Source organism: Kitasatospora sp. NPDC085895, from assembly GCF_040702125.1.
Classification (GTDB): domain Bacteria; phylum Actinomycetota; class Actinomycetes; order Streptomycetales; family Streptomycetaceae; genus Kitasatospora; species Kitasatospora arboriphila.
In genome coordinates, this window is sequence record NZ_JBFBJY010000129.1 from 1 (window position 1) to 13,717 (window position 13,717).

General features: G+C 71.9%; 10 protein-coding genes. 4 read left to right on the plus strand and 6 right to left on the minus strand.

From position 1 onward, the window contains the following. The coding region (locus tag AB0442_RS39325; RefSeq protein ID WP_366168320.1) for a hypothetical protein at positions 1-218 on the plus strand (218 nt) is incomplete at its 5' end. Between the two features lie 387 nt (positions 219-605). Here AB0442_RS39325 and AB0442_RS39330 read toward each other — a convergent pair. Further along, a complete protein-coding gene (locus tag AB0442_RS39330; RefSeq protein ID WP_366168321.1) occupies positions 606-1,550 on the minus strand; it encodes an ISL3 family transposase in 945 nt (314 codons plus the stop codon). A gap of 338 nt (positions 1,551-1,888) precedes the next feature. Beyond that, complete coding sequence (locus AB0442_RS39335) at positions 1,889-2,407, minus strand: HEAT repeat domain-containing protein (RefSeq protein ID WP_366168322.1); 519 nt, start codon at positions 2,405-2,407, stop codon at positions 1,889-1,891. Positions 2,408-2,733: 326 nt separating this feature from the next. Between AB0442_RS39335 and AB0442_RS39340 the strand changes: the two genes are divergently transcribed. Further along, positions 2,734-4,017, plus strand: a complete 1,284-nt coding sequence (locus tag AB0442_RS39340; protein WP_366168323.1) for a WD40 repeat domain-containing protein — start codon at positions 2,734-2,736, stop codon at positions 4,015-4,017. Positions 4,018-4,719: 702 nt separating this feature from the next. Here the strand turns inward: AB0442_RS39340 and AB0442_RS39345 are convergent. Further along, positions 4,720-5,079, minus strand: coding sequence for a hypothetical protein (locus tag AB0442_RS39345; RefSeq protein WP_366168329.1), 360 nt, complete (start codon positions 5,077-5,079; stop codon positions 4,720-4,722). Here AB0442_RS39345 and AB0442_RS39350 point away from each other — a divergent pair. Beyond that, positions 5,078-5,590, plus strand: a complete 513-nt coding sequence (locus AB0442_RS39350; protein WP_366168324.1) for a hypothetical protein — start codon at positions 5,078-5,080, stop codon at positions 5,588-5,590. The two genes, AB0442_RS39345 and AB0442_RS39350, sit on opposite strands and share 2 nt — an antisense overlap. A 1,384-nt stretch (positions 5,591-6,974) precedes the next feature. On the opposite strand, the gene AB0442_RS39355 is transcribed toward AB0442_RS39350, so the two are convergent. From AB0442_RS39355 to AB0442_RS39365, 3 genes are all read right to left on the minus strand, one after another. Beyond that, positions 6,975-8,306, minus strand: a complete 1,332-nt coding sequence (locus tag AB0442_RS39355) for an oligosaccharide flippase family protein (protein ID WP_366168325.1) — start codon at positions 8,304-8,306, stop codon at positions 6,975-6,977. A 63-nt stretch (positions 8,307-8,369) separates the two neighbouring features. Further along, a complete protein-coding gene (locus AB0442_RS39360; protein ID WP_366168326.1) occupies positions 8,370-9,782 on the minus strand; it encodes a hypothetical protein in 1,413 nt (470 codons plus the stop codon). Further along, positions 9,779-10,093 carry a helix-turn-helix domain-containing protein gene (locus tag AB0442_RS39365; protein WP_366168327.1) on the minus strand — a complete coding sequence of 105 codons (315 nt, stop codon included), beginning with the start codon at positions 10,091-10,093 and terminating at the stop codon, positions 9,779-9,781. The genes AB0442_RS39360 and AB0442_RS39365 overlap by 4 nt, the downstream gene beginning before the upstream one ends. A gap of 1,179 nt (positions 10,094-11,272) precedes the next feature. On the opposite strand from AB0442_RS39365, the gene AB0442_RS39370 reads away from it, so the two are divergent. Further along, positions 11,273-12,979, plus strand: coding sequence for a SpoIIE family protein phosphatase (locus tag AB0442_RS39370; protein WP_366168328.1), 1,707 nt, complete (start codon positions 11,273-11,275; stop codon positions 12,977-12,979). The last annotated feature ends 738 nt before the right edge of the window (positions 12,980-13,717 follow it).

Consider the following 13,717-nt stretch of genomic DNA (forward strand, 5'->3'; position numbering starts at 1 on the left):
TAGAGGTCTGCGCCGGCGTGCACTTTGGCATCGCCCTGGTGAAAGCGTGGCTCCATGGCCTCAAGTCTCGGCGCGCCGGTCCCGGCCCGCTCCTTCCGGTGCCGGTTCGCTCCGCCGGGCGGGCGGTCACACGCGTAGTGCCGGACGAGGTCCCTGATGGAGCAGTCGCCGCGGTAACGGCCGCGGTCGCCGTGTCGTTGTCGGTGTCCGGTCGTTGAACCCGGTGCGCGTCGCTGAACCGGCGCGCGGCGGCGTCCCGCACCGCCCGGCCCGTACATCCCCCCGAACGGCGCCGGGCGGGGACGGCATCGTCCACGGGGCGGTCGGCCGCACATGTCGGCCGCCCCGCGCCGTCACCCGCCCACACTCGGCCGCCGCTCAGGGGGTGGCCTGCGGCCCTGGCTACAACAGGCAGAGGGGCTTCGCCACCGAGGACCGTGCCCAATCCTCGTCGCCGGTCTACCACGACACGGCGCCCCGGACCTGCCCGGCTACCTTGCCCCCGACGAGGCCGCGCACTGGCAGCCCCCTGGGGTTCTGCCACTGCCCCTGGAACAGGTCTTCCGGCCTCGCGGCGTCGGCCAGCCGCTGGACGGTGCGGCAGGTCATGCCGAGCTGGCGCTGGATCGAGCGTCGGCTGTGGCCGGCGGCCAGCAGCGCGTGGACGGTGGCGTGCTTGGCGCGGGTGCGGTCGGCGAACCGGTGCCCGGTGGGCCATGGCGGCCCGCCGTCCGCCGGTGCCTGAGCCTTCTCCGGGGCCGCCTCAGCGATGGTCGCGCGCAGGCAGGAGCGATGGCGGAGATGCACCGCTCCGCGGCTTCGCCGAGGTTGCGCCAGAGGTGGAAACGGTCGGCGACCTGGACGGCGGAGGGTGCCCCGACGCTGGCGCCTTCTGCGAAGAACGGAGCACGGTCACGGCAGACCACCTCGATCCCCGGGCGTTCGGCCAGCCAGGCCGCGACCGTGGCCGCCTCGCGATCCGGCAACAGGTCCACCGGCCTCCGGGTCTCGACGTCGACCAGGACGGTCCCGTAGACACGCCCCTTGCGCATCGCGTATTCGTCGACGCCGACCACCCGCGGGGTCCGCGGCTGCGGCTCCGGGAGCGCATCGACCAGGCGCAGGACCGTGTTCCGACTGGCCCTCGCCCCGAAGACGCCGGCCAGCCGGGCACCGGCGCGGCCGGCCACCGCGAGACCGACCTCGGCCAGCGCCGACCGCATTCGTTCGGTCCGCTGGCTGTGTCGGCGGGTCAGGCCCGTGACCTGCTCGACGAACGTCCGCCGCTCGCATGAGGCGTACTCGCACGTGAACCGCCGGACCCGCAACCGCAGCACCACCCGCCGCCCTGCCACGGGAAGATCGGCGGGAAACCGCAGGTAAGAGCCGTGCACCCGCCCCGACCAGCCCCCGCAGCCCGGACAGCGAGCCTCGGCCGTCCGGGATCTGACACCGACCCGGATCACGTCGTCGTCCTGCACCGAGACCGCCCTGATCTCCGGAGCCGACAGGAAGAGCAGCTCTTCCAGCCGGAGCAGTACCTCGCGCACAGCCCAGAACCATCAACCCGAACGCCGCCGGCGTTGGCAGTTTCCGGACGATCTCGCCGGGCACATCAGCGAGATCAGCAGCCACAGGGAGTAGACACACCAGAGAAGTTGGACCAGAACCCGAGAACGGGAGTCGTTTGTCGACGGCTTCGGGAGTCATCGCGCGGCCGGTCCCTTGATCAATGTCGATGAGTTTGGGAGCCACCTACGGCCTGGCGGGTGATTTACGGGTGTGAGTAGTTGAGGTACGGGAAGTCCTGATGGGATTGATCTTGGTCGGAACGCCCGGCCGGGTTTCCTCGGCCGGGCGTTCCGGAGGAACGGCTACGACTCCGCGGTCAGAGCTCGCCGCGGCGTGCGAGCTGCTTCACCGCGTTCTCGCGGATGATCTCGTTCTCGGCGTCGCGCAAGCCCTCGAGGGCTTCCCGGGGCTCCGCGCCGGGAATACCGCCAAGCGCCCAGATCGCCTTCACCGCAAGCGCCCGGCACTCGTCGAACTCCAGGTACTCGGGAACCCGGCGAGTCGCCTCGACCAGCGTAGGCACCGTCTTGGGCGAGCGGAGCTTGCCCAGCATGGACACGACGTCCTCGTGCTTCCTGTGCCAGTCGGCAGGGAACAGTTCGATCAACGGATCCAGGAACTTCTCGACCGAGGCGTCGGCGGCTCCATGGACGATCAACGCCATCTCGACGTCGTCGGCGTCCCGGCGCTCCATGGCGTCCCGGAGCAGCCGGAGCGCCAGGGCCGCACCGTCGGACTCGCCGAAGTGGACGAGCACCTCGTCAAGCGTGCGCGTCGGACCCTCACCCGGTGCGATCGCCAGACCCAGGACCAGATCCTGCTCGTCAGGCGTCATCGCCTGATCACCTCCCATACGGTGATGTTGTCGTTGAAGAGCTTGGCGCATCACCGGCAGCTAGGCCGATGTTCAGGTGTGAGGTGGTTGAACGCCCCAGGGCTTGGGCAAACCTTAGCAAGATCATTCTTACCTGGATTTCCTGTACTCGATAAGAACCCGCGCGGATTGGTGAGGCGAGGGCGGGGCGCGGGTCCGGGGCGGGTCTTGTTCCCTGGGGCTGCCGGAGGCTTCGTCAGTGACGTTGCGTAATTGGCTACGCAATCGCGCGGTACGGGTATCAAATTGGAGGGCGGCGTGTCGGCGGGTGCTGATTGCATGCAGGCATGTCTGATGATCTGAACGTTGACGGAGTCGGGGCTGCGCCTGCCGGGCTGGATGGGCGGTTGGCGGATCCGGGGTTCCTGGTGAATGCCAGCCCGGAGGAAGTGCTGGGGCTGCTGGATGCCGCCTCAGGCCCGGCCACGCAGTTGGCGGGGACGATGTACCAGGCGTCGGCTCATCTGCACCGGGACGCCACGGCGGGGGTGCGACGGCAGGTGCTGGCGTTGGACGCGGCCCGGTGCGGCGACCGGGAGTTGTCGGCGCGGATCACCGCCGTACCAGTGGAAGGTGAACCCGCCGCACGGTGGGGGGTGGAGTGGGCCACCGGCAGCACGGTGGACGACCGCTTTCGGCAGGAGGCCCTAACCGAAGACTCCGACCGGGTGCGGGCGGTGGCGACGGCTGCGGTGGACGGCCGCCCGGTCGCTGTCGCAGCCAGCGGCACCAAGACGGTGAGGGTGTGGGACCTGGACGCCGGCCAGAGGGTTGGCGAGCCCACCACCGGCCAGCGCGACAGCGAATCCTCCACCCGCCGCACCGACTGGGTGTGCACGATGGCGACGACGGAGGCGAACGGCCGTTCGATGGCTGTCACCGGCGGCTGGAAGACGGTGCGGGCGTGGGACCTGAACACCGGCGAGCAGGTCGGTGAACCCCTTGTGGGCCACAACGGCGGGGTGTGGGCGGTGGCGACGGCCTTGGTCAACGGCCGGCCGATCGCTGTCACCGGCGGCGCGGACAGGACGGTGAGGGTGTGGAACCTGACCACACGCCAACCGGTAGGCGAACCCCTCACCGGACACACCGGCCCAGTGCAGGCGGCCGCAACGGCGATGGTGAACAACCGGCCGATCGCTGTCACCGGCGGCGTGGACAGGACGGTGCGGGTGTGGGACCTGACCACACGCCAGCCGGTAGGCGAACCCCTCACCGGACACACCGGCGCAATACGGGCGGTGGCAACGGCCGTCGTGGAGGGGCGTCCGGTTGCAGTCACCGGCAGTCAACAGTCGCTGCTGGTGTGGGATTTGATTACTCACCAGCAGATTGGCGAACCTCTCACCCGACACGCTGGCTGGGTGGCGGCGGCGGCGGTAGTGGACGGCCGCCCGGTCGCGGTCACCGGCAGCGGTGATGCCACGGTGCGGGTGTGGGACCTGGCCTCCGGGCAGCAGATGGGCGAGGAATTGGCGTTCCCTGAACGGGTGAACGCGGTGGCGGTGGCGTCTGACGGTCGGCTGGTGGTGGGGTTCGGCCGGGAGCTGGCGGTGCTGACCCGCTGCTGATCAGGACGGCGGCACGGTACGCACCGGGGTGGCCGCCGCCCGGGGACGGCGCCCGGGGTGTATCGGCGGCTGTTCGGGGCGGTGACGGGGCCGGGTGTGGCTGGCGGCGGTGGTTCGTGTCCGGCGGATGAGGCCGCGGACGGTGATGGCGGTGGTTCGGCGATCAGAGGAGGGGCGAGGCGGTGGAACGCGTTCTGCCGGGCAGTTCGGTAGTGGGCGTGCACTGCCGTTGTCGACGTGTGCTCATGGGCGGCGATTCGGGCACTCGTCCGTGTGACCTGCACCGTCGAGGTTTGCGACGGCTTTTGTCGGCAAGGGTTGGGGGACTGTCCCACGATCAGGCGGAGGTCCGAATGTCACTCGTCGTTCTGCTGCTCGGCCCTGTCCTGCTCGCGTTCGTCCTCGCGTTCGGGTCTTCTGGTCCATGCCGTCGATGGGTACCTTCGGTGTCGACGGCACGGCGTCGGCTGACCCGGCGGCACGCTCGTGGCCGCCGGGCGTGTCCGGCGCCTGCGGGTGGCCGCTGCAATTGTCGCGGGTCGCGGTAGCAGCCGCCACTGTGCGCGGACTGTTAGGGCGGCCGCCGGGTCCCCAAGGGGCAGACCGTCTTGTCACCGCCCCGTCCCCGGGTCTTGGGGATCGTACAGGCTCGTCCTCTGCCTCGCCCGGATGCGGGATCCGGCCGAGGCAAGCCGACCGATTTCAACACTGCTCGGGCAGATGCTTCTCGGCGATGATGTCGCGCAGGCAGGCGATGCCCGCCCTGACCTGGCTCGCGCTCAGTTCGCTGGAGCGGACCCGTTGGTCGAACCTCAGCCCGGCCGGCCTCGCCTCGAAGAGCACCAACCGCACCGTGTCGGCTGGTCGTGCGGTCACCGCAAAGACCCACCCGCCACGGCCGATCCATAGGCCGCTGGGACCCGCGGCGGCCAGCCGCGCTACGCGGCCCGGTGCGGTGATCGGGGCCGGGCTCGGTGGCCGGGTGAGCCATCTGCCCGCTTCACCTGAGCGGACGGTTCCCGGTCGCAGCGCCTCGCCTGCCGGGGCCAGGCTGATCTTCATGGATGACACCAGCCAAATCGATGTCCCTGTTGCCATAGCAACCGGCGCTGCCGGTCAGTGCGCCACCGTGCGGGTGGAGCCTGCCATGGTCACTGTGGCCGCCGTGGTGCTCGACCAGTGCGCGTTCCTGCAGGTGGGCGACTCCCGGCCGGAGAGGGCCGATGTCATGGCGGACAGCCTTCGCCTGGCGCTGATCGGCGCGGGCCTCCCTCCCGCGGTCGACTGGTCTCCGTCGGAGGGGGAACCGGCGGACGAGTTGGGCCGCCGGGGCCGGGACCGGCTCGCCGCATGCATCGGCGACGCGGTCACGCCTGGGCGCCCGGTCACAGGCCGGGTGCCGGTGGAGGCCGCCGTGCTGGCCGAAGCCGTCGCGCATCTTCGGCGCTTCAGCCGGCGGTTCGACGGCGAGCCGATCGCCGCCGCGACCCGGCGGCTGTGGGAGCAGCTGTACCTGTGTCTGCCCCTCACCGCGCTCGCTGCCAGGAGCACGTCGGACGGCAGGAGGCCGTGACAGTGCCCGCGCGGGTCTGTGGCAGGGCCGGGACGCAAGGAGCGGACGAGCTCGGTGAGGTGCTGGCCGCGGCGCACGCCCAGCCGTTCTGTACCGGGCGTTATGGGCGGGGCGTTCTCGCGGGGCTGCACTGGGCTCTGGGCCACCCCGTGTCTGCGCCCATCACCGCTACAGTCTCGCCGCCCGGCGTGCCCCGCGGGGATCGGCTCCGTGCGGAGGCGGACGCCGCCCTGAGCGAACTCCTCGGACACGACGGCCGCACGGTGCCGCTGGACTACGCCCGAGGGGTGCACGAAGCACTCGCGTGGTCGTGCGGTCACCGCGAGGACCCGCCCGCCACGGCCGGACCGTAGGCAGCCCGGACCCCCGGCGGCACCAGCTGCGCTAGGCGGCCCGGTGCGGTGTGGCGACGCGGAAGCCGTCGGTCGTCTCGGCAAGCTGGCTCCATGCCGGCTGACTTCCGCTCTCCGCCTGCCGCCCACGGCTGCCGCGTTCGTAGCGCCGGGCCACCCGCGCGTTGCGGCACCGTCTTCGCGCTTCATCGCGGGGCTGCTGTCGCACCGGACACCTCCGGCGTCCCTGGGACGTGTTGCTGCTCGGCGGTGCCGGCCCGGCAGATGCTGGGAGGCGGCAGCCTCCTCGAGTTCACCGTCCATGCCGCCCACTGCACCATGTGGCGTCTGGCCCGGTCCGCCCCCGAGAGCGCCGGAGCCACGCAGCCGCCGAACGACACGGCTATCGGTGAACGCCGGTGATCCGCCTGGTCCTCCGCCGGCCGGAAGGCGTGCGGAGGATCCGATCGGCAAAGATGACAGGCCGCTTCGAAGAGCGAACCAAGGCACCGTGGTGCCGGGCGGCAACGTGACCGGGCGCCAGGTCGGGTAGGTCAGTGCGCTCCCTCGTGACCTGGACCATCGATCGGTCGGCCTGCCGCGTCGTCTACCGCGGCACCGCTCTGCCGCGCCGCTCGGACTGTTCCTGGGGCAGGACGATGAGGTCACCGTCGTCGGACGGGCCCGTCACGGTGGGGCCCAACTGGGCCAGCAGCCCCGCAACCGCAGCCTGCACGACCGCCTTCAGACTCTCGTCGCGCGTTGGGCCGCTGGTGGGCCAGCGCGGCGAACCCGTCTGACATCGCCCACCGCACCACCACCCCGGCCGGCACGTCCCGCACCAAAAGACCCGGGAGGTCGCCCGATACCTCCTCCCCGGCCACGCGGAACCCTGCCTGCACCAGGGCACGCCGGACCTCCACCAACAGATCGGAAGGCGGAGCTGACACGTCTGTCCGCGTGCCCCCGCTTGGAACGGTCATGCCGGTGGAATCCGCGATTCTCAAGGAGGGGTGTCCATGTCGCTGGGGGAGCCGGTGGGGCGCGAGCGTTCAGGGCTGGGGCGGGAGTGCGGTCAGCCAGCGCGGGGCCATGACAGCCAGGACCAGTGCGAGGGTGCAGGCGGTGGCGAGCCAGGCGGCGCCGACGCCGGTCAGGCCGTAGCGGGGCATCAGCACCAGGGTGAGGGTCAGCAGCATGGCGGCGAAGGCGAGCTGGAGACCGGTCAGGAAGGCGAGGGCCTGGCGGACGCGGGCGACGTGGACAGCGACGCCGAACAGCACGTTCGGCACCGCGGAGAGCGCCATCAGGCGTAGCACGGTGGTGCCGTGGGCGGCGTAGTCGGTGCCGAACAGGTCGAGGATCCACGGGGCCGCGGCCACCGCCACCACGGTGGCGGGGGTGATCAGCAGGGCGGTGTGGCGGAGCGTGTGGCGGGCGTGCTCGGCCAGGCGGTGCGGTTCGGCGGCGCCCTCGACGGTCAGGGACTGCCCCATGGCGTAGGCAGCCTGGTAGAGGGTGTCGGTGACCAGGTAGGCGAGGGAGTAGTAGGCGGTCTCATCGGCGCCGAGCCGGCCCAGGACGAACAGGGGCAGGGACTTGGAGACGGCGGTCTGGCCGAGTTGGCCGATGTAGTCGGCGGCGGCGTAGCGGGCCATTCGATGGGGCCGGGCGGCGCTGGGTGCGCTGGCGCCGCTGCCGGGGGCGGGGTGGGCGGTGGGCAGGGCGCGGGCGAAGAGCACCGTGTTCGCCACCGTCACGGCAAGGACCAGGCCCGCCGCCCAGGCCAGCAAAATCCCCGCTTCGACGGCGAGGATGGCGCACAGGGCGAGGGCGACAGCCTTGGCGATGGCGAAGATCAGGTTCTCGCCCAGCACCCAGCCCGGCTGGCGCAGACCCGTCAGCGCGCCGTCCTGGAGCACGAAGACGGTGTAGGCGGAGGTCGCGGCGATGAACAGGATCGCCGACCAGGATTCGCGCAGCTCGGTCAGGCCCGGCGCGAGCTGCGGAGCGAGGAGCACGAAGCCGGTCGCCACCGCGGCGCCGACCGCGGTGGAGATGGTGTAGCAGCGCACCACCAGGCGCCGGCCGCGTTCCCCCGCGGTCGGCAGGAACCGCACCAGCACATCGCCGAGGTTGAGCGAGCCGAGGGTGGCCAGCAGCATCGCCGCCGACAGCAGCGCATAGCTGCGACCGACCGCCTCCGCGCTGAACCAGCGGGCCGCGAGCAGCCAGAACAGCGCGCCCAGGCCGGCCGCCAGCACCGCGCTGGCCGCCAGGATCCGCCCGTTGCGGACCAGCGGCGTTGCGGCCCTCTCGCCGCCGGTCCCGTTCTGGAGGCGCTCCCGCAACTGGGTCAGCGGCACACCGAGCCTGTCTCTCATGCCCGCTGCGTGCCCTTCTTCTATGCGCGGGCCGAACTGCCCCTGCGGCGAGCGGGGCGGCCCTTACCGCCGTCTTTGCTGGGGGCGGCCGACCGCCGCGGCGCGAAACCGGATGAGCCTGCACAGGTCCGCACGGCCTGCGTAGAAACACCGCGGTCCGGCTGCGCAGGGAGCTGCTGGGCCGCGTGCCCAAGGAGGTGAATCCGGCTCAACCGGTTTCCCCCCGACCCTAGGGTCACCAGGGCGAGGGCGGTGGGAGGCGCACGCGGCCCGGCCTGGGGAATCGAGAGCAGGCGCAGCCGGCGAAAATGCCCACCCCTGCTCAAGCCATGGGACGGACTTGCTTGCTCTATCTCCCCCACCCATGGGTGGCAACCGCAGCCGGCCACCAGCCGGGCGCAGCAGAGAGAGCCAGCGCAGTGCCGACCGAGACCATCGATGCGTGTCCACCCGCCCATCCCATCCCCACCACCCACACCACCCACACCACCCACACCACCACCCAATCCATCCCACACCCTGTCCCGCGTCAAGTAACTGGCAGGTTTGTGGGTTCGGGAAAGTTGGGGGTGAGCGGGTCCGCGGCGCCGGTGTGGACGGCGTGGGGCCGGTTCCAGGCGAGTGCCTCGTGCGGTCGGACGGTGTTGTAGTCGCGCCGGTAGTCCTCGGCGTGCCGGACGGGGTCGAGGGGTCGGGGATCTCCTCGAGGAACAGCTTCTCGTATTTGAGCGAGCCGAAGCCGCGTTCGCGTGAACCGTTCTGCGCGGGCGTGCGGACCCGGGTGCGGACGTGCCGTAGCTCCGGTCGGGTGGCGATGGACGCCTCGAACCGGAACGAGTGGAACGGCCCGCCGTTGTCGGTGATGATGGTGACCAGCGGCTGTACGGTCCCGTCCGGGTCGCGCGGGGCGAGCTCGGCCAGCGGCTTTCCGGCAAGCAACTCCGCTTCCTTGAGGACGAGTTCGATCGCGGCGATGGTGTCGTGCTGGTTCGCGGTGGGCGACCCGTGCCGGCCCGGCTCGTACGTCGACCAGTAGTCCCGGCTGCCCGCGAGCCGCCAGGTGCCGCCGCTGGTGGTCTCGAACTCGGAGAGGTCGAGCTGCCAGACCTGGTTCGGGCCGGTGGGCTCGGTCGCGAAGGCGGCCTTGCGGCGGGCGGCGAGCTGGCGCCGTTCTCGCTGGTAGTTCGCCTCCAGTAGCAGGCCCTCGTCCCGCAGCAGCCGCAGCACGGTCGCCTGGGAGAGGCGGTGGCCGTCGTGGCGACACATCGCCCACATCTTGCGGTGGCCCCGGGCGGGGTGGGCCAGCGCGTGCCGGCGGGCGGTCTCCCGGACGCTCTCGCGGGCCGGGCGCGGCCACGGTCCTGTGGCCTGCGCGCCCTGGCGGGCGCGGGCCTGGTGGCGGCGCCAGGTCCGCTCGGGCACGCCGATGAGCCGGCAGAACCTCGCGGTCGGCATGCCCGCCTCGGTGCGGTTCACCTCGAGGTCCTCGAAGGGCCCAGCCGGCCCTCCGCGGACTTCTTCCATACCCGCAGCTCGACGGCGGCCTCACCCAGCGCCTGGGTCAAATCAGCTACCTGGGCTTCGAATTGTTGTTCCCGGGTGCTGGGACCGGACTTGCCCGCGAGGCCGGCCCGGCCGGACTCCAGGAACTGGCGCTTCCAGGTCCCGATCGACTGCTCGGACACCTTCGCCCGCCGCGCGGCCTCGGCAACGGTCATCTCACCGGCCAGGATCGACAGCACGATCCGGACCTTCTCCTCCGGAGGCAGCACCGGTGGCCTCACCATGATCGATCAGACTCCTTCAAGCAGCAGGACCCGCAAGAAACGAGCCCTGCCACAAAGTCTGACGCGGGACAGAGCGCGCAAACAGCCGCACGCCCCAGACCCAACAACCAAAGACAAGAACAAGGGGCACAGAGGGGTTGCCGGGATTCGGGCGGACCTTGATTTCGGCCTTTGACCTGCACAAACGCCCCGGGTCCGGCGTTGGCTGGTGGTCGGGGAGTTGGTGGGGGAGGTGGTCGGGGGAACAGCAGGAGGGGGAAACCACGGCCCCGGTGAGGCCCTCCGAGGTGTTCCAGCGGGCCGGGAACACCGCCGGCGAGGCCTGCGTGGGGCAGCGTACCCACGCCGGGACCGGTAGGAGTGGTTCGACCGGGTTGGTCGGCTGGAGGCGGGAGCTGACATGATCCATGCGCGCCCGGTTCGCCATTGCCTGGGCGCGCTCCGGGGCCGGGTCCGACGAGGTCATCAGACACCCAGCCCCGGAGCCATCCTGCGGCCGTATCCCGCCCTCAGCCAAGGCACGCAACCGTGAATCCCATCCCTTGAGCCCGGCGCGGTACCTGGCCGGTGCGCACTCGGGCACGCACCGGCCGTGACCCACAGCGTCAAGGTTCCCCAGGGACGTGCGGCGCTACCTTGACGGCCCCGCGTCCCACCTTGACGGGCGAGCCCGTCCGCCGGCGCCCATGGCGCCGAAGAGGCTCAATCGCCGGGGAACCGCCCTCAAGGAGGGAATCGCCGGGTTGATCCGTCTGGTCCGTGTCCGCAGCGGACGGATCACCGATCGGGAAAATGCACCGTTCTGGGGTAGCGCCTGTTTTCGAACCCGCGAGGGGCGCTTCCCCGGAAACAGGGATCGGGCGGCCGAGCGGGCGGCCGAGCGGGCGGGACCGCAGGATGGAGTCGTTGGGGCGGATGCCGCGGGTCGGGCCGCCGAGGGACCCGTTCGAGGGGGATGTGATGGAGTCGAATGCTACGGCCGGGGAAGTCTCTCCGGAAGCGGAGGCACGCACCGAGTTGCTGAGGGCGATCAGCGCGGAAACGCGGGCGCTGGGCCGCTACAGCGGGCAGCACCACCGGGCTCTGGTGGAGCTGGCACACGCCTACGCGTTGGTGACCGGCGGCCTCGGGGCACCGGCCACCTCCAGTCCCGAACAACGCCTGTAGGGCTGGTGCGCAGTGATACCCGGCGGCGGTGGCGAGGACGAGCAGCGGCTGCTGGGCGCGGCATTCGCGGGCCTGTCGGCCGGGGTGCTCCTGCTCGATGCGGGCGGGCGGATCGTTGCCGTCAATCCGCGGGCGGCGGAGCTGCTGGGCCGTGCGACGGCGGCGATGCTCGGGGCGGACGCTCACGAACTGCTGCACCGGGATCCTGGCGGTGGCCGCGTGCCGCGCTCACGGTGCGCGTTGCTGGCGGTCGCCGAGCAGGGACGGCCGGCGTGGGGTGAGAGCGACGCCTTCCTGACCGGCGACGGCAGGGCTCTGCCGGTGCGCTGGTCGGCGGCCCCCGTCATCCGTGGGGGGCGGACCGCGGGTCTGGCCGTGGTGTTCGCCGACATCGCCGGGAGCAGTGCGCCCGTCGGGCGGGAGGCCGCCCGGGTGAGCCTTCTGGAGGGCCTGACCGAACGGCTGACCCTGGTCGGTGAGATTACCGAGGTGCTCTCAGGGACGCTGGACGTCGAGGAGGCGGTGGACCGGCTCGGCCCGCTCCTCGTCCCCGACCTGGCGGACTGGGTGGCCGTGGACCTGCGGACCGCCGAGGGGGACGTCCGCCGGGTCGCCGTCCTCGGCCCGGCAGGCCGGGACGCCGCCCTGGAGGCGTGGCGGGGCCCGCTGCCCCCTCCCACAGCCCTCTCGCGCTCGGCACTGGTGCGGGTCCTGCACGGCGCCGAGCCCGTCGTCCTCGGCGCCCCGGAGATGGCCGAGCCGCCCGACGCCCCGCTCGCCGCCGTCCAGACGGGATTCCTGCGCGCCCTGGGCGCGACCTCGGCGGCCGTCGTCCCACTGAGCAGTGCCCGCGAGACCACCGGGGCGATCACCGCGGTGCGCACCGGTGCGGGCCGGTCCTTCACGGACGCCGAGCTCGCCCTGCTCGCCGACATCGGCCACCGGGCCGGCGTGGCCATCGACAACGCCCGCCTGTTCGGCGAACAGCGCGACATCGCCACGGCCATGCAGCACCATCTGCTCACCGAGCTGCCGCGCGGCCCGGACATGCGACTGGCAGCCCGCTACCAACCCGCACCGGCCGGCTCCCGGATCGGTGGCGACTGGTACGACGCCTTCCCGCTCAGCGACGGCGCGACCGCTCTGGTCATCGGCGACGTGATCGGACACGACCTGCAGGCCGCAGCCCGGATGGCCCAGCTGCGCAACATCCTGCGCGCGCTGGCCTGGGACCGGCACGAAGCGCCGGCGGCCGTCGTGGCCCGGCTCGACGACGCGATGGCGAGCCTGACCGACGTCCCCATGGCCACCATGATCCTCGCCTACGTCGAGAAGCCCCCGACAGGGCCGTGGCGACTGCGGTGGACGAGTGCCGGCCATCCGCCACCGCTGCTGCTCCCCGCAGCCTCACCCCCGTGCCGCGGGCAGGCACGCTATCTGGAGGCCGGCCAGGGACTCGTCCTCGGAGCCGGCGGGGACCCCGAGCGTCCCGACGGCACCGAGGACCTGCCGGCCGGCTCGACACTGCTGCTGTTCACCGACGGCCTCGTCGAAGACCCGGGCGCCGATCTCGGAGCCCAGCTGGAACGGCTTCGCCGTCACGCCGCCGCCCTGGCGACCCACCCGCTCGAGGAATTCTGCGACCAGATCCTTCGCCTCCAGCCACCCCGCAACACCGACGACACCGCGCTGCTCGCCTTCCGGGTACCGCCAGGCTGAACAGCTGTCACCCCGAGCCGCCGTCACGCCCTCACCGCACGGCCCACCCGGCCACCACGGCGGGCCCACCCGCGATCCACACACGAACTGCCGAACACGGCACACGCTCGAACAGCCATCGCCGCCACCGGCAGGCCCGTACCCGCGCGAACCGCCCGGCCCTTGTCGGCCCCGGGGGTGGCGGGGCTGGGTGAAGGCGGCGACGGTGTCGTTGACGGCCATCGCGTGCGGGGCGCCGGTGGCCCGGCCGACCGAGCGGGCCCGGCCGCCGGCCTTCCGCCCGGCGGGCAGCGTGGACTTCGCCGCGTCCAGGCCGAGGTCGGTCAGCCCCCAGATCACCGCACCCCGCACCGACCGGCCTGCGCCGCGGCGGGCGCGGCGGCGGGCGCAGCGGCGTGGTGTCCGGTGCGGTCCCGGTGGCGTCGGCCGGGTCGCCGCCGGTGCCGGTGGGCCGGGGCTGGGCTGGGAGGCCGGAGGTGGTACCGCGTTTCTCGGCCAGCTTGTTCAGCGCGAGGTCGCGCAGCGCACCCGCAACCGTGTTCGGCTGCTCGTGGCCGGGCTGGGCCAGCAGCCACACCTGCTTGACGGTGGCCACCTTCAACACGCCCAGCACCTGAAGGACGCTGTGGCGCAGCGGGTCCGTGTGAGGCTGAACCTGTGGAGTGGACACCCTGACAATGGATCTTTGATCCAGGAAGGGATGTCCAGGTGGGACGGAAGTCTCCGTATCCGGAGGAG

Bases quoted from the DNA above. Each gene is read 5' to 3' on its own strand.
- AB0442_RS39335 (WP_366168322.1), bottom strand. From the start codon at position 2,407: ATGACGCCTGACGAGCAGGATCTGGTCCTGGGTCTGGCGATCGCACCG.
- AB0442_RS39340 (WP_366168323.1), top strand. From the start codon at position 2,734: ATGTCTGATGATCTGAACGTTGACGGAGTCGGGGCTGCGCCTGCCGGG.
- AB0442_RS39350 (WP_366168324.1), top strand. From the start codon at position 5,078: ATGGATGACACCAGCCAAATCGATGTCCCTGTTGCCATAGCAACCGGC.
- AB0442_RS39345 (WP_366168329.1), bottom strand. From the start codon at position 5,079: ATGAAGATCAGCCTGGCCCCGGCAGGCGAGGCGCTGCGACCGGGAACC.
- AB0442_RS39355 (WP_366168325.1), bottom strand. From the start codon at position 8,306: ATGAGAGACAGGCTCGGTGTGCCGCTGACCCAGTTGCGGGAGCGCCTC.
- AB0442_RS39365 (WP_366168327.1), bottom strand. From the start codon at position 10,093: ATGGTGAGGCCACCGGTGCTGCCTCCGGAGGAGAAGGTCCGGATCGTG.